This is a genomic window from Flavobacterium fluvii (assembly GCF_900129545.1).
GTDB lineage: Bacteria > Bacteroidota > Bacteroidia > Flavobacteriales > Flavobacteriaceae > Flavobacterium > Flavobacterium fluvii.
In genome coordinates this window covers 1-17,761 of the sequence record NZ_FQWB01000006.1, presented here as the reverse complement: position 1 = coordinate 17,761, position 17,761 = coordinate 1, and the positions used below count along the sequence as shown (strand labels likewise).

At 34.0% G+C, this 17,761-nt stretch carries 13 protein-coding genes; all 13 read left to right on the top strand.

From position 1 onward, the window contains the following. The first annotated feature begins 27 nt into the window (after positions 1–27). The 13 genes from lpdA to BUC16_RS13115 all read left to right on the top strand — a co-directional run bounded on the left by lpdA (position 28) and on the right by BUC16_RS13115 (position 17,716). Entirely contained in the window at positions 28–1,416 is a 1,389-nt protein-coding gene (gene lpdA, locus BUC16_RS13175) for a dihydrolipoyl dehydrogenase (protein ID WP_073371269.1), read from the top strand. 128 nt (positions 1,417–1,544) lie between these two features. Beyond that, entirely contained in the window at positions 1,545–2,876 is a 1,332-nt protein-coding gene (locus tag BUC16_RS13170) for a glycoside hydrolase family 28 protein (protein ID WP_073371268.1), read from the top strand. A gap of 218 nt (positions 2,877–3,094) precedes the next feature. Then, positions 3,095–3,589: a YybH family protein gene (locus tag BUC16_RS13165; RefSeq protein WP_073371267.1), complete on the top strand. Its 495-nt coding sequence runs from the start codon at positions 3,095–3,097 to the stop codon at positions 3,587–3,589. Between the two features lie 524 nt (positions 3,590–4,113). Further along, positions 4,114–4,476 carry a cupin domain-containing protein gene (locus BUC16_RS13160; RefSeq protein WP_073371266.1) on the top strand — a complete coding sequence of 121 codons (363 nt, stop codon included), beginning with the start codon at positions 4,114–4,116 and terminating at the stop codon, positions 4,474–4,476. Positions 4,477–4,565: 89 nt separating this feature from the next. Continuing rightward, entirely contained in the window at positions 4,566–5,516 is a 951-nt protein-coding gene (locus BUC16_RS13155; RefSeq protein ID WP_073371265.1) for an NmrA/HSCARG family protein, read from the top strand. Positions 5,517–6,001: 485 nt separating this feature from the next. Beyond that, on the top strand, positions 6,002–7,219 hold the full coding sequence (locus BUC16_RS13150; RefSeq protein WP_073371264.1) for a site-specific integrase: 1,218 nt from the start codon (positions 6,002–6,004) through the stop codon (positions 7,217–7,219). Positions 7,220–7,602: 383 nt separating this feature from the next. Then, positions 7,603–8,355 carry a hypothetical protein gene (locus BUC16_RS17750; protein ID WP_170860876.1) on the top strand — a complete coding sequence of 251 codons (753 nt, stop codon included), beginning with the start codon at positions 7,603–7,605 and terminating at the stop codon, positions 8,353–8,355. An 89-nt stretch (positions 8,356–8,444) separates the two neighbouring features. Further along, entirely contained in the window at positions 8,445–8,726 is a 282-nt protein-coding gene (locus tag BUC16_RS13140; protein ID WP_073371263.1) for a helix-turn-helix domain-containing protein, read from the top strand. 97 nt (positions 8,727–8,823) lie between these two features. Further along, positions 8,824–10,983, top strand: a complete 2,160-nt coding sequence (locus BUC16_RS13135) for a VapE domain-containing protein (protein ID WP_073371262.1) — start codon at positions 8,824–8,826, stop codon at positions 10,981–10,983. 441 nt (positions 10,984–11,424) lie between these two features. Beyond that, complete coding sequence (locus BUC16_RS13130; protein WP_073371261.1) at positions 11,425–14,154, top strand: class I SAM-dependent DNA methyltransferase; 2,730 nt, start codon at positions 11,425–11,427, stop codon at positions 14,152–14,154. Between the two features lie 39 nt (positions 14,155–14,193). After that, positions 14,194–14,871: a hypothetical protein gene (locus BUC16_RS13125; protein ID WP_073371260.1), complete on the top strand. Its 678-nt coding sequence runs from the start codon at positions 14,194–14,196 to the stop codon at positions 14,869–14,871. Positions 14,872–14,967: 96 nt separating this feature from the next. Continuing rightward, the gene (locus tag BUC16_RS13120) at positions 14,968–16,041 is read left to right on the top strand and encodes a PDDEXK nuclease domain-containing protein (protein ID WP_073371448.1); all 1,074 of its coding nucleotides are present in this window, start codon (positions 14,968–14,970) and stop codon (positions 16,039–16,041) included. A gap of 148 nt (positions 16,042–16,189) precedes the next feature. Further along, positions 16,190–17,716: a DEAD/DEAH box helicase gene (locus BUC16_RS13115; protein WP_211517992.1), complete on the top strand. Its 1,527-nt coding sequence runs from the start codon at positions 16,190–16,192 to the stop codon at positions 17,714–17,716. The last annotated feature ends 45 nt before the right edge of the window (positions 17,717–17,761 follow it).

Here is a 17,761-nt window from a genome sequence, read left to right as displayed (position 1 = left end):
TGAAATTAATTTAGAAAAAAGATAAATATGAAATACGATATTATAGTTTTAGGAAGTGGCCCAGGCGGATATGTAACTGCCATTAGAGCATCACAATTAGGCTTTAAAGTTGCCGTAATCGAAAAAGAAAACCTTGGTGGTATTTGTTTGAATTGGGGTTGTATCCCTACGAAAGCATTGCTGAAATCAGCGCAGGTTTTTGATTACTTAAAACACGCTTCTGATTATGGATTGACTGTTTCATCTTTTGATAAAGACTTCCCGGCGGTTATTCAACGTAGCCGTGGAGTTGCTGATGGAATGAGTAAAGGAATTACTTTCCTGATGAAAAAAAACAAAATTGACGTTATTGATGGTTTTGGAAAAATAAAACCGGGTAAAAAAATTGACGTTACGGATAAAGACGGAAAAGTTACTGAATACAGCGCTGACCATATTATTATTGCTACGGGAGCTCGTTCTCGTGAGTTGCCAAACTTGCCACAAGATGGTGTAAAAGTGATTGGATACAGACAAGCAATGTCATTACCTGAGCAACCTAAAAAAATGATTGTGGTTGGTTCTGGAGCAATTGGAGTTGAATTTGCACATTTCTACAACTCAATGGGAACGGATGTTACCATCGTGGAATTTATGCCAAACGTAGTGCCTGTAGAAGACGAAGATATTTCAAAACAATTTGAAAAATCTTTGAAAAAAGCGGGAATCAAGGTAATGTTAAATTCTTCCGTGGAAAGAATTGATACTTCTGGAAAAGGAGTTAAAGCATTCGTAAAAACAGCTAAAGGAGAAGAAGTTTTGGAAGCCGACATTTTATTGTCTGCTGTTGGAATCAAAACCAACATCGAAAACATCGGATTGGAAGAAGTGGGTATTGCTGTTGACAGAGATAAAATCTTGGTAAACGCTTACAACCAAACGAATATCCCTGGATATTATGCAATTGGTGACGTTACTCCAGGTCAGGCTTTGGCACACGTTGCTTCTGCCGAAGGAATCAACTGTGTGGAGAAAATTGCTGGTCTTCACGTTGATCCTATCGATTACGGAAACGTTCCTGGTTGTACGTATGCCACACCAGAAATTGCTTCTGTAGGTTTGACGGAAAAACAAGCCAAGGAAAAAGGATACGAATTGAAAATTGGGAAATTCCCTTTCTCGGCTTCTGGAAAAGCAAAAGCTGCCGGAACTCCTGATGGTTTCGTAAAAGTAATTTTTGATGCCAAATACGGCGAATGGTTGGGTTGTCACATGATTGGTGCCGGTGTTACGGATATGATTGCAGAAGCAGTTGTAGCTCGTAAACTGGAAACAACTGGTCACGAAATCTTAAAATCGATACACCCTCACCCAACAATGAGTGAAGCGGTTATGGAAGCTGTTGCTGATGCTTATGGCGAAGTGATTCACTTGTAAATTTTAGTATTCAGTTGCAGTTTGCAGCCTTGAAATAATTATAAATCCGTTTTGTGAAAGCAAGGCGGATTTTTACTTTCTCCCCTCTTCAAAAATATTTTAAATGCACTTTCAAATAAAAAAATTCAATGAAATCCTATCAAACAATTTCCTTGTTTTTAGCCATGATCTTGTCTTTAACCAGTACAAAGTACACTACAATCATGGCGCAGACAAAATATGTGGCACCAGAACTTCCAACAATTCCAAATAAAACATTTAACATCAAAGATTATGGTGCTGTTGGAGATGATGTAACAGACAACACCAAAGCCATTCAGGATGCCATAAATGCCGCAACCAATGCTGGAGGCGGTAAAGTCATAATTCCAAAAGGAACCTACTTATGTGGGCCCTTAGAGTTTGCAAACAACCTGAACCTGCAAATTGATCTTGATGCAATACTAAAAATGCTGCCAATGGATAAGTATCTCGGTGTCACGGCGGAAGGCAAGTCTTTTATCTATGGCGTAAAACTACACGATATTGCCATAACAGGAAAAGGAATGATTGACGGACAAGGGAGTCCTTGGTGGCCATTTGCCAAAACAGAAACCGTAAAGCGTCCCAGAATGATTGAATTCAGGGATTGTGACAAAGTCTTGTTTGACCAAGTAAAAATGATAAATTCCCCTAAATTTCATATAACAGTAGGTGGAAAATCATCAAATATAACAGTACGAAACGTTATTATTCGCGCTCCTTCATCGACCGATCCAGTGAATCCAAGTCATAACACGGATGCTTGTGACGTGACAGGAAAAAAAATATTGATACAAGGTTGTGATATTAGCGTGGGTGACGATAATTTTACCTGTGGCGGCAATACCTCGGATGTTCTAATCACAGGTTGTACGTATGGTAACGGACACGGTGTATCCATAGGAAGTCCAACGAAAGGCGGAGTGTCAAATTTTACTGTTGAAAATTGCACATTTACCAATACCGATTTTGGCATCCGCATAAAATCCGATCGCGACCGTGGTGGATTGGTCGAAAATATTACTTATCGAAATCTAAAAATGACCAATGTTGGCATTCCAATTCTGATTTATGGTGCTTATATGGCAAAAAAAGACACTCCTTACAGAAATTTGCAAAAGCTGACACCTGAAATTGCCGCTACTTATCCTCCGGCAAATGTAACGGAGCTGACACCAATCTACCGCAATATCACTTTCGAAAACATTATTGCAACTGCGGTAAAAGGAAATCGGGCAGGTTTAATTTGGGGATTGCCTGAAGCTGCTGCATCCAATATTATCCTAAAAAACGTTACCATCACGGCTGATAGACCTTTCGGTATTTTCTTTGCTGAAAGCGTTCAACTACAGAATTTCGACATAAAAACCAATGAAGGCAAAAACAAATTGGTATTCACGAATGCAAAAATAACTTTGGATGGAAAAGAATTAAAATAATGATGGATACGAAATCGGAGAGAAAACCTGAATTTGTTTTTTTCTCCAACCAATACTAAAATTGTCAATTGATTTAAAAGTCAATTTTTCTTAAATCTCATAAATCCGCTTTACCTACTTAAAGCGGATTTTTTTTGTTAATAAATAATTCCACAAAAAAATAACCTTGATAATCAATTATTTATACCTTTAATAGATTATTAACCAAAACCTTTACCATGAAAATAACACATCTAATCAAAGTCGTTTTAATTGCCTTAATTTTGGTAACCATCAGTTGTAAAAAAGAAACAGAAGTTGCAACTGAAATTAAATCCACATTTAATTTGGACGAAGCAAAAGCAGCAATAGAAACTGCCGGTCAAACATTTGTCATAGCCATGAACAAAGGCGATTCCATCGCGCTGGCGAATTGTTACACCACAGATGCCAAAATGTTGGGACCAAATCAAAAAGCAATCATTGGAAGACCTGCAATTCTAAAAACTTTTAGCGGTTGGATTAAAGAAGGAGTGCCAACATTCACCATGAAAACCATAGAAATATGGGGCAACGAAGAAATGATGGCAGCAGAAGAAGAATGGACGTTTTCAGACAAAGATGGAAAAATACTGGATTCCGGAAAATCAATAGAACTTTTCAAAATGGAAGACGGAAAATGGCGACTGTATCGAGATTGCTATAATTCTGACCTGCCTATTCCCAAGAAATAATTAAATTTATTCTTTAAAATAAAATCCGCTTTGTTTTCACAAAGCGGATTTTTTTGTGCAAAATTCCCAAGACAGCAACAATAAAAAAAGTTAAAATACTAAATATTAATTATTTACATAAAATAAAATGTCTTTTTTAAATTCTATTATTATTTTTTTTGTAATTTTAAATACTACTAAAAAACGTTTTTTTGCCTCAAATATTTAAAGATTGTTTTGCTTAAACATTTTGTGTGAAAAACAGATAAGCATCGTGCAAAAAATATTTATTTCAATAAAAAATTGGACCAAAAAACAAATATTTACATTGTATCCCTGGACATAAAATGGTCACTTTTCTTTTAAAGTAACCATGACATGGAACATAAAGTTTGATTTTCAGAAAAATAACATTCTCGAAAACCCCAAAGACAATAGGCAAAAGCTACACAAATAACTTTATAAAGTGGAAACTAGTAACCACTATAAAAAACAGGGTAGAACTGAAAAACCATAAGAGTAGGCAAAATTTAAATTAAACTATCATGAAAAAACCAATTTTAATGATGTTGTCAGTGATTCTGTTTATGGCAACAGTACAAAAAGGTATTGCCCAGGAAAAAGTTGAAAAATGGCCTGGGGTAACTATCAAAGTATTAACCGACAATGACAAGGTTAATGTATCAGAAGTAACCTTCAATCCTGGAGCAGTTGCCGAATGGCATTCCCATCCACAGTATGCAGTTTATGCCGTAACTAACATAAAAATGAAGGTGGAAATAAAAGACAAAGAACCAGTCGTCGTCGAATTGAAAGCAGGGCAAGCAATGTATTCACCAGCTGTAACCCACCAAACAACAAATGTGGGCAAAAAGCCATTTACTGCCATTGTAACCGAAATGAAATAAATAACGGTTTAGCAAAATAGTAATGCAATAATTTAAAGGATTAGAAGTGCCATCAAAATTAATATAGAACCTTAATATTCAAAATCAAAATGGAAAACAAAAAAGTAATCACTGTCTTTGGTGCCACAGGTGCTCAAGGTGGAGGCTTGGTCAGGGCTATTTTAGCAGATAAAAATAGCGACTTTTCAGTAAGGGCAGTAACAAGAGATGCCAATTCTGAAAAAGCAAAAGGCTTGGCACAATTGGGTGCACAGATTGTCGTGGCGGACATAGATGACGTTCAAAGCATAAAAAAAGCCCTGGAAGGTGCTTATGGAGCATACTTTGTTACTTTTTTTTGGGAACATTTCTCCGTTGAAAAAGAACAACAAGAAGTGGCCAATTTTATTAAAGCCGCAAAAGAAGTTCATCTAAAACACATCATTTGGTCCACATTGGAAGACACCAGGAACTGGATGTCGCTAGATGATGACAGAATGCCTACATTGCAGGGAAAATACAAAGTACCGCACTTTGATGGCAAAGGCGAAGCTGATAAATTCTTTGTAGATGCGGGCTTGCCTACAACATTTTTAAGAACTTCATTTTACTGGGATAATTTCATCCATTTTGGCATGGGGCCCAAAAAAGGGGAAGATGGCAATTACTATATTACTTTGCCGATGGATACTAAAAAATTGGCCGGCATAGCTGCAGACGATATAGGCAAATGTGCTTATGGAATATTCAAAAAAGGGAGTCAAGTCATTGGAAAAACAATTGGTATTGCCGGCGAAAAATTAAATGGTGATGAAATGGCGGAAAAACTTTCCAAAGCCATGGGAATAAATGTAATTTACAATAATGTAAGCCCTGAAACCTATAGAAGTTTCGGCTTTCCTGGAGCTGATGATTTGGGAAACATGTTCCAGTTCAAAAGAGATTTCAATGCCGACTTCAATGGAGCAAGAAATGAAAGCTTTTCAAAGGAGTTAAACCCTCAATTGAAAAATTTTGACCAATGGCTTTCCAAAAATGCATCGAAAATTCCTTCGGATTAAAGCAATTAATAACTTGTCTTTCTAAATAAAAAACTTTTACAAAGAATAGAATTCCCTGATTGCAAAAGCAGTTGGGGATTTTTTATGGTTTTTGGTGTTGGAAAATTTGTAAGAAATAAAATCGGTTTTTAGATGGCTTGCTTTCGAATTTTTATATATTTGATGAAACTATAAAGCGAAACAAACCTTCGCCAATATACCCGATTTTGGGTGTATATACGAAAGTTTGTTTCGCCTATATACAAGTTATCTACAACTTTTCATCCAACCATCCGATTTGCACTTAAAGTACTGTATTTGTTGACATTGTATTTTTTACAGATGCAGAATAAAGCATAAAAAAGCATCGAAATACTTGTTTTGTTGTACCTATTGTTGTACCTTAGTACTACGTTGCACCCGATTGAAAACCCAGTATTTACAATACTTTCACTCGTTTGCATTCCTTTACAAATATAGTACAACATTCCTAAATTCTCTTTATTATGGCATCGGTAAAACTAATTTTAAGAACACATCAGGCAGACCAAACTGGACACAGCCCTTTGTATATCCGAATTATAAAAGACAGAAAAACGAAATTTATCACTGCTGGAGTGAAGCTTAAAGAGAGTGAGTGGGATGAAGCAAAGCAGAAAGTAAAAAAGAACCATTCAAATAGTGCGAGGATGAATGCTTCATTGTCTCAAAAAATTGCAGATGCTGAAGGACAGGTTGCCGATATGGAACGCAAAACAAAAACAGTATCCGTTAAAAAACTCAAAGAAGCCATCAAAGGAAAAGAAGTGCCAAACTTTTTCGAATATGCCTATAAGCGATTAGAGAAAATCAAAAGTACTGTCTCCTACTCCACATACAAAGCCTATACAACACAGGTAAATAAGTTCCAAACATATATGGGAACAAAGGATGTATATTTTGATGAAATTACGGTAGCTTTATTAAACGACTATAAATTTCATTTAGGCAATACATTAGGCAACGGAGATACAACTCAACGCCTTTCCATAATTGTGCTCGGAACCATTTTCAGGGATGCTATCAGGGAAGAAGTAATTCCAGAAACAATGTTTCCTTTCAGCAAAGTGACTTTAAAAATCAGCGCATCTAAAAGACTATTTCTAAACAAAAAACAGATTGACGATTTAACCCAATTAAAACTCATAGAAGGCAAAAAAGCAATGATGTGGAGAGACTTATTTCTATTTTCTATTTATGCAGGCGGATTGCGTTTTAGCGATGTTATCGAAATGCAATATTCCAATTACAATGAAGCAGAACATAAAATTCAAAAACACATTCGTAAAACAGGAAGAGTTCATCAGTTTAAAATTGGAAAGGTTGCCATAGATATTTTGGAAAAATATAAAAAAGCAAATGCCAATCACAATGATTATATCTTTCCTGTAATTGAAAACAAAGAAGCTTATGAAAGTAGTCCCGAAACTATTTATTTCTATACCGCCAAGTACAACAAACTAGCCAATTGGCATTTGAAAAAATTGGGAGAAAAAATAAAACTCCCTTTCGACCTATCATTTCATTTGAGCAGACACAGTTTTGCTACCAATGCTTTAAATAACGGAATGAGAATCGAACACGTTTCTAAACTTATGGATCATCGTGACATAAGTACAACGCAAGTTTATGCAAAAATCATTAGTGAAGAATTAGATAAGGCGGTTGACAATTATATTTTTTAATGAATTAATACTACAAGAGTATTCAAAATCCTAATAAGATGTTTTTGTTTTATTAGGATTATTCTACTTAATTTATGTTACTTTGTGTAATCATCCCTAAAAACAAATTTATTTTATCAAGTAGAATTTTTCGTGATTCATAACTGAAATAAAGGTTATTAATTCACGATAGTGTTTTTTTATTGCCCCATAAATCAACCAACTATAACCAAACCTAATCTTTGCAAGTGAATATAACCAATTCAACCCTTATCTTTTCTGACTTTAAAGAAATGATAGCTTTTACAAACACTGAAACAACAAACAAAGACTATGACATTATCATTGAAAACGAAATAAATTCAGAAAGTTATTGCCTTGCTCTATTGCAAAAATTCAGCACAATGCCACTTTCACATTATTCAAATTTCATTAATCATCAGATAAGTTTAGTAACCAATCAATGCGGATGGCTTATAAATCTCGAAGAGTTTATTCATTACAATGAAGCAACTTTTAAATCAAAAACCGCAGTTTTAAAATACAACAAGATTTTTCATTTAATAGAACAAAAACAAATCGAAAAGCAATCTCCGAGCATACAAGGAATTCCTTTCTGTCAGTCTAAAAAATTAATCAATTCTGAATGTGATGATCGTTATTTTTCCTTTTATGAAACCAAAATAAAAGTGGAAAGAATAGAAAACTTTACAGAAAAAATCATTCATCTAACCGATGAAATTTTTCTGTACAAACAAGCCGAAAAGTATTCAATCAACATCTTTCTAAAACCCTACGACGAGCAATGTCAGCAATTAATTGAGCATTTGCAGACCATTCGTAAATTACAGAATGATTTTGAAAAAGAGCAAAACAACAATATCCCAAACCAATTGCCTTTCAAAAAAATGCGAATCAATTGCAATTTAAATCAGTTTGTTGATATTTATTATCAGTTTTCAAGAGAATTATTTGTAGAAGGCAGATCAATCATTGATGGTTCCGTGAATGATTTGGTTGCAATTATAGTAAATTCTTATGTTGACAAGGAAGGAAAAGAAATAAGTCCTGAAACAGTCAAAACATTACTCACTCCCTCTCGAACCGATAAACGTCCGAAACCCCATAAAAGAATAGACATTGACAAAATGCTCTAAAACAAAATAGTCCTGAAAGACCATTTCAGGACTTTTGGACTTTTTTACACTTCCCACATTTGCACCATAACATTTAAAAAACTTTAAAAATGGATGCAATTATTTTCACAAAAGACCAGTTCACAGATCTAATGAGCAAATTAGACGCAATTCAAAGCCAACTTTCTACAAAGGCTGACCCAAAGAAAGAAACTTTCCTGGACAATCAGGAATTTCTTCTTCTGATGAAAATTTCAAAACGTACTGCACAAACCTGGAGAGACGAAGGCAAAATTTCCTTTAGCCAAGTCGGAAACAAAATCTACTACAAACTTTCGGATGTTGAAAAACTCCTAACCGAGCATTACAACAAATCTTTCAAAGGAAAGTAAAATGAAAGAGCGTAACGGAACTTGTGAAGCTTGCAATTGCAAACTTCACAAAAACGAGAACCAACAACCGCCAACTATTAACCATCAACTTTAAGCTATGGTAACAATTTTTAAAAACTTCAACGAAGTTGTAGAACACAAATCACTTCTCGCAATTTTAGACGAAATCAAAACAGGCAAATACAGACACGCCATTGTTTATCTCCGAAAATCATTGTCAGAAAAGAAACAAGAAGCCTACGATAAAGCCAAAAAATCACTTCCAGCATTTACACCTTCAGCAAAATTTGTTGGAGGTCGTAAATTGGAATTCTTAGCTGAATATTCAAATTTCATCATACTTGACATTGATAAATTAAGTCCAGCCGATTTGCAAAATGCTTCGCATTTGGCCAATCAAAATGAATTCACTTTTGCCAGTTTCATTAGTCCATCAGGAAATGGTTTAAAAATTCTAGTAAAAATAGACACTTCAAAAACCGAACACAAAGAAACATTCTTATTGGTCCAGGAGCATTATGAAAAATTATTAAATCTAGAAATTGATAAGTCCGGCAAAGACATAACCCGATTATGTTTTTATTCTTCGGATGAAAATTTATATCTCAACGAGAACGCTCAAGTCTTTGCGAGTGTAACGAAGCAATCACATTCAACTGAATTTCTCGAAGTTCCCAAAACTGAAAACCAACAACCGACAACCGACAACACCGAAGCCATCTACAACCACTGCATAAAATTCACCGAAAAAAAAGTACAATTCGTGAATGGCAGTCGAAACGTATTCGTACATCAATTAGCGTGCAACCTAAACCGAAAAGGAGTTTCGTTACACGAAGCTTTGGGAAACATTCTAACTGATTTCGGATATGACGAAAAAGAAGTTACCCAAGCGGTAAATAGTGCGTATGGAAATAGTCACGAGTTTGGAAAAAATGAAAAAGTTGAAACTCCTAAAAAAGAAAAAGACAAAAAAGACTTTTCAATAACTGATACTGCGGATTATGACGACGAAGACAAACCTAAGCCAACCCAAATAGATCGTTTAGAGTTGTTTTTATCAAACAAATATGTATTTCGTCATAATATCGTTTCGGGAAAACTAGAATTTCAATATTTCGGTAAAAAGAAATGGAATGTGATGAATGATTTTATAGAAAATTCAATGCTTCGGGAATGTTTAAAAGGACGAATCAAAACCAATTTATCTTCATTAAGAAATTTGCTTTATTCTGATTTTTGTGAATTGTACAACCCATTCGAAGATTACTTTTTTAATTTACCAACCTATGACGAGAAGACCGATTACATCACTGAATTAGCCAACACAATAACAACCACCAAACAAGATTTGTGGCAACAATGCTTCAAAAAATGGTTAGTCGCAATGGTAGGCTGTGTACTCGATGATAAAGTGATAAATCACACCGTAATTGTATTCAGTGGCAAACAAGGATTAGGTAAAACAACTTGGGTAGAAAAACTCGTTCCCAAACAATTGAAAGAGTATTTATTTTCCGGAACTATCAACCCAAACAATAAAGATACGTTAGTACAGCTGGCAGAATGTATGCTAATCAACTTGGATGAACTCGAAAATCTAAACCGTTCCGAAATTGGATCACTCAAAGAAATCATTACAAAAACTCAAATCAGAATGCGCCGAGCCTACGGACACAATAACGAAACAATGCCCCGCAGAGCATCGTTTGCAGGAAGTGTCAACACAGCCCAATTCTTAAACGACAGTACAGGAAGTAGACGATTTCTATGTTTTGAATTAGAAGGTATCCAATACCAACACGATGTAGATATTAATATGGCTTTTTCACAAGCTTTATATCTTTTCAAAAGTGATTTTAGATTTTGGTTCGATCAGGAAGAAATCAAATCCATCACAGCAAGTAACGAACAATACCAACTCCGAAGCCCGGAAGAAGAATTGCTTTTAACTTGGTTTGAACCGATTATAAGAAACGAGGATAATCAATTTATTGACAAAGACGGCAATATTTTAATCCCACAACCATCAGGTGGAAACATTGGAGGGATGCTTTTTCTCAACGCTTCTCAAATTGCTTCAAAATTAGCTGATAGAGCAAAACTAAATCTAAACGATGGAACAATCAACAAGCTCGGAAAAGCACTCAAAAAGCACAACTTCGAACGCTTAAAAAAGAACGGAATATTTGTCTATGCAGTATTTGAAAACACTTGGGAGGAAGTAGATAATAAAAACAAAGAAATTTCAGAATAACTAGTCATTTCAATGAATGAACTGAAATACTTTAGTTTTCGTCAATTTCATAGGGTAAGGTGGGTAAGCAAAAAACGTTGAAACTTTTTTTGTTTTTTTTCAAAATCAAAATTCAGGCAACATAATACCAAAACAATGCAAATTAATACAACTATCGTTTCGTTTTGCGTTGTTTTATTCGGATAAATCCGAAAGTTTTAAAACCCAAAAAAAGTAAAAATCTTTACTTAAAATTTGCTTACCCTACTTACCCTATGTTAATAAGTTACCCTTTTACTTCCATTTGCTTTTTCGTATTATTGTAAATAAATTCAATCTAATTTTTTATTAGCATCAAGATGTTTACAAACCATTACTAAGGAATAATCAAAAGTTAGAAAAAAACAAAACATTTATTATAAACTGAACAAATAGAGGTTTGGTGTCAAACAAAATTTAAAAATGAACATTGCACAAATAGAATCAAACCTTCAAAATTTAATAGCAAGCTATACTAATGAAACTTTCATTTATGAATTTTTGTTAGCCTATGGTTTGCCAAAAGCCTCAATAACACGATTACAAAAAGGAAATTTAAACCTTTCTAAAATAGAAGGAGAAATATCTTGGAAGAAAAAAGTGTTTTTCAAACCTGTATTTAATCAAGATTTACATCTGTCGATTTCCGAAATAAAAAATACCCTCAAACAAGAACAGCGTTTTGTTATCGTTACCGATTTCAATATTTTGCTAGCCATTGATACGAAAACAAGCGATAGTTTAGATATCGATTTTACAGCATTACCAAAACATTTTGATTTCTTTTTGCCTTGGGCTGGAATGGAAAAAGCAACGCATCAAAATGAAAATCCTGCTGATGTAAAAGCTGCCGAAAAAATGGCAAAGCTTTTTGACGAAATCAAAAAAGACAATCCCGATAATTCTCCTGAATTTATTCACGGATTGAATGTATTTCTTTCTCGCTTGTTGTTTTGTTATTTTGCTGAAGATACCGGAATTTTCGAAAAGAATTTGTTTACTCATTCTATTCAAAACCACACACAAACCGATGGTAGTGATTTAAGCGACTATCTCGATAAAATGTTTGAGGTAATGAATACGCCATCAGGTGTTAGAAATAATCTACCTGTTTATTTGGATGCCTTTCCGTATGTAAACGGTGGTTTATTCCAAAACAAACACAAAGCACCCGTTTTCACACGCCGAAGCCGACAAGCTGTTTTGGATAGTGGCGAACAAAATTGGGAAGCCATAAATCCTGATATTTTTGGTTCGATGTTTCAGGCAGTTATTTCGATAGATCAACGCGGTAGTTTAGGACAGCACTACACTAGTGTGCCTAATATTATGAAAGTAATAGAGCCTTTGTTTTTGAATGATCTAAAAGAGGAATTCGACGTTGCAAAAAGCAATATCAAAAAGCTGAATGCTTTATTAAGCCGTTTACAAAACATAAAAATATTTGATCCTGCCTGCGGAAGCGGTAACTTCCTGATTATAGCATACAAAGAATTACGTCGCTTAGAGATGGAAATCCTAAACGAATTAAATATCCTAAACGGAAAATCAGGTTCTGGTAGCCTGGATTTTGGAAGTGATTTTCTTTCCAATATTACGCTAAATAACTTTTACGGTATTGAATTAGATGATTTTGCTTACGAAGTAGCAAAGCTTGCTCTATGGTTGGCAGAGCACCAAATGAATCAAGAGTTTTTTAAAGCCTTTGGCAAAACCACCCCAACCTTGCCTCTCAAAGATGCCGGACAGATTACACAAGGTAATGCGTGTCGTTTGGATTGGGAATCTGTTTGCCCGAAAAACATTAACGCGAGCACAGAGCTTGCCGAAGTGTATATTTTGGGAAATCCGCCGTATTTGGGAAGCAGTATGCAAAATGCAGAGCAAAAAGAGGATATGCGATTGGTATTCAATAATAATGAAAATTATAAAAAACAAGATTATATTTCTTGTTGGTTTTATAAAGCAGCATTATTCTTAAATGAAAATTGTTGTTTTAGTTTTGTTACGACAAATTCTGTTTGTCAAGGAACACAAGTAGAAATGACTTGGCCGCTAATCTTTAATCTAAATCTCGAAATATTTTTTGCTCATAAAGATTTTAAATGGTCAAATAGTGCCAAGGATAAAGCTGCTGTAATTTGTTCAATAATTGGAGTAAGAACAAAATCAAATAAGGCCAAATATTTATTCACAGATACAATACAAAAAAAAGCAAATAATATAAATGCGTATTTAATCAATAGTAGTGACACAATAGTCGGTAAACGAACATTACCGTTATCGAGTTTTCCAAAGATGACTTCTGGAAACAAACCTTTGGACGGTGGTAATTTAGTTCTGACAGGTGAAGAAAAAGAAGCTATTTTGAGTAATTATCCTAATTCAGAAAAGTTCATTAAGAAATTTATAGGAGCATTTGAATATATAAACGGAGCTGAAAGATGGTGTTTGTGGATTTTAGATGAAAATTTAAATGAGGCATTAACCATTCCTCCAATTAAAGAACGAATTGAAAAAGTTAAGTTTTTCAGAACAAATGGAGGTAATAATGCTAAGAACAAAGTTGATTCTTCTCATCGTTTCGAGTTTTGTAATGAAGCTAAAAATTCTCAAATAATTGTTCCTAGAGTTTCTTCGATTAGAAGAAAATATATTCCATTAGGTTTTTTAGAAGTAGACACCATAATTGCAGATTCAGCTCAAGTAATTTTCGAAGCGGAACCATTTGTATTTAGTTTGTTAAATTCTATGATGCATATGGTATGGGTAGATGTTACCGCTGGACGATTAAAGTCCGATTATCGTTATTCATCTTTTTTTTCATATCATACATTTCCTTTTCCTAAAATTTCCGATTCCCAAAAACAAGAATTAGAACAATGCGTTTTTAGAATTCTCGAAGAAAGAGAAAACCATTCCGAGAAAACCTTGGCACAATTGTATGATCCCGAAAAAATGCCTGAGGGTTTGCGTGAAGCACACCATTTGAATGATTTGGCAGTAGAACGTTGTTATCGTTCTAAACCTTTTGAAAGCGATGAGGAACGATTGGAATACCTTTTCAAATTATACGAAAAAATGATTGCGGAGGAAAAGGAAAAAGGGACGTTATTTAAAGAAGAAAAGAAAGCTAAAAAAGTCAAAAAGTAAAGGGAGAAGTTAAATTTTAAACTTTTAAAATAATTATTTATGGATATATCAAATTGGATTACTTTATCAGGAGTTGTTTTTTCGGCATTATTCTCGGGAATTTTAATTTGGGTTACCTTCAAGTTAGGAGAAGATCAGAAAAAATTGCAGCGGGATATAAGTAATCAAAACATTACATTTCAACAGGAAATATCGGATTTGAATTTTAAAACAAACCTGTACCAATATCGTGTAAATTGCTACTTACAAATTATTCAGGTTCTTTATGAGATAAATTTCAGCCGAAAAACGTTGTTAGATATTTTAAGTGGTAAAATGGATGTATTAGGGTTACTCAGCAAAATAGAGGAAAATAAAAATGTGCTCCTTAAAGCAGGCTATGAATCAAGAATACTTTTTGATAAAAATGTCGCTGATTATATTGAAAAGGAAATATTTTACAATTATAACTTACTTTTTGAAGGATTGACAGAATTAGTTCTTAAAACAAATTTTGTAGACTATATGACAAATCTGAATCAAAATCATACACTGGAAGAGTACTTCAGTCTATTGAGTACTCATAAACTTAAAGAAACAATCATTTCACAGTACCCAATGGCAAAAAATGTATTTGAAAGTGCGGAAAATTTGAAGAACTATTACATATCAAATAAATTAGGTCAACAAATGTCACAATACTTTGATTTAAAAAATTTAGGAAAAACAGAAATCTAACAACTACATAGCTGTAAGTTGTATAAATACAGCTATAAAAAAAAGGAACGTTATTTCAAGAAGAGAAGAAAGTTAAAAAGTAAAAAACAGCAAAAAATGAGTGAAATAAATTTGTTTGATTTGGAATACAAAAAATGGATTTCGGAATTGAAAACCAAAATCCGTTCCACCCAAATAAAAGCGGCAATAGCTGTAAATACCGCTTTGATCCGTTTTTATTGGGATTTAGGTAAAATGATTTCAGAGAAACAGACCGCTTATGGAACCGCATTTTTAGAACAAGTTTCTAAAGACCTAAAAGCAGAATTCCCTGAAATGAATGGTTTTTCGGTAACCAATCTCAGGTATTGTAAGCTGTTTTATAACTATTTGGCAAATCCTCCCCAAGTTGGGGATGAAAGCAATATTGTAAATCCTCCCCAAGTTGAGGACGATTTAAAAGGGAATTTGATTTTTCAATTACCTTGGGGACATATAAAACTTCTTATCGATAAAATAAAAAATACAGCTGAATCTCATTTTTATATACAGGAATCTATTGCCAATAACTGGAGCAGGGATGTTTTAGCCCTGCAAATAAAAACCGATTTGTACAAACGACAAGGTAGTGCCATTACCAATTTTGCACATACCTTGCCCGATCCTTTTTCTGATTTGGCACAACAAACGCTAAAGGATCCTTATGTTTTTGATTTTATGACAATGTCAAAACCATTTCAGGAGAAAGATATCGAGAAACAATTGGTTGCACATATTACAAAGTTTTTATTAGAATTAGGCAAAGGATTTGCATTTGTAGGACAACAATTTCACATAGAAATTGCCGAAAATGACTATTATATCGATTTGCTTTTTTACCATATAAAACTGAAATGCTATGTGGTAATTGAATTGAAAAACACCAAGTTTATCCCCGAATATGCAGGTAAACTCAATTTTTATTTATCGGCAGTAGATAGTCTGATAAAACAAGAGGAGGACAAACCCACAATAGGGATTTTGCTATGTCGTGATAAAAACAACATCGAAGCTGAATTTGCTTTGCGAGACATCAATAAACCAATGGGAATAAGCGAATTTCAGTTTACCGAAATACTGCCAGATAATTTAAAAAGCAGTTTGCCAACCATTGAAGAGATTGAATCCGAGTTGAAAAATTTAGAAGAGTAATAGTGTGTTTTTTTTTTGAGAACGATGAGCAACGAATGGAATAGAAAATATTCAATTCAAAAAAAGATAAAACCAAAAATAAAATCTACAAACACATCAATACCAAGGGTTTGTTTATTTGTTTTAACAAATATTTAAAAAATAAAATATGCCAGATATAGTAAATGTAAACTACCATAATACCGGAAATAGTACAAAAATAAATACTATGGGTATGCGAGAAATGCAAACTCGTGCTTTTGAATCTCGTGATGCGCAGTATTTATTACTCAAAGCACCTCCTGCTTCGGGTAAATCTCGTGCCTTAATGTTTTTGGCTGTGGATAAATTAGTAAATCAAGGCATCAGGAAAGTAATTGTAGCAGTTCCCGAGCGTTCTATTGGTAGCTCATTTTCTAAAACCGATTTAAAAAAAGATGGCTTTTTTGCCAACTGGGAACCAAACGATGTTTACAATCTTTGTACTCCCGGAGAAGAAGGCAGTAGCAGTAAAGTAAAAGCTTTTCATAAATTTATGGATAGCGACGAGAAAATATTAATTTGTACACACGCTACTTTACGATTTGCTTGCGAGGAGTTGGACGAAGCAAAATTCAATGATACTCTGTTAACTATAGATGAATTTCATCACGTTTCCGCTGATGTCAATAATAGATTAGGAGAATTGTTAAAATCAATAATGAACAAATCTACTGCTCATATTATAGCAATGACAGGTTCTTATTTTAGAGGTGACAGTGTCCCTATTTTAACACCCGAAAACGAAGCTAAGTTCACCAAAGTAACTTACAATTACTACGAACAATTGAATGGCTACAACTTCCTGAAATCATTGGGAATTGGTTACCATTTCTATACAGGAAAATATACTTCGGCAATATTGGACATTCTCGATACCTATAAAAAAACAATACTTCATATTCCAAATGTAAATTCAGGAGAAAGTACAAAAGACAAGCACAATGAAGTCAATTTTATTTTAGATGCCATTGGCGATGTAATCAAACAAGATAGTGAGACTGGAGTAATTCATATCAAGCGACATAGTGATGGAAAAATAATAAAAGTTGCCGATTTGGTAGAAGATAGTTCCCGGGAAAGAGACAAAATCGTAAACTACTTGAGAAATATTAAATCCCTAGATGATATGGATTTAATCATCGCACTGGGTATGGCAAAAGAAGGCTTTGACTGGCCTTTTTGTGAGCACGCCTTAACAGTGGGATATAGAGGTTCATTAACCGAAATTATTCAAATTATTGGTCGTTGTACTCGGGATAGCAACAATAAAACACACGCACAATTTACCAATCTTATTGCAAGTCCGGAAGCCATTCAAGATGATGTAAAAGTAGCGACTAATAATATGCTGAAAGCCATTACAGCCTCATTGCTAATGGAACAAGTATTAGCACCAAATTTCAATTTCAAAACTAGAATTGATAATGATGATGAAGAAGCAGAACCAGGCGAAATAAAAATAAGAGGATTTAAAGAACCTAGTTCAAAGAGAGTGAAAGACATTCTCGAATCGGATTTGAATGATTTAAAAGCAACTATTCTGCAAGACGATACTATGCTTAAAGCAATGCCGGGAAATATAGATCCCGAAGTAATAAACAAAGTGTACGTCTTCAAACTAATTTGGACTTTTACTAAGAGAGTGTTCTGTTAATTAATTCAAAGATAAATGTTTTTCTTTGTTAGTTGAATTTTTAAA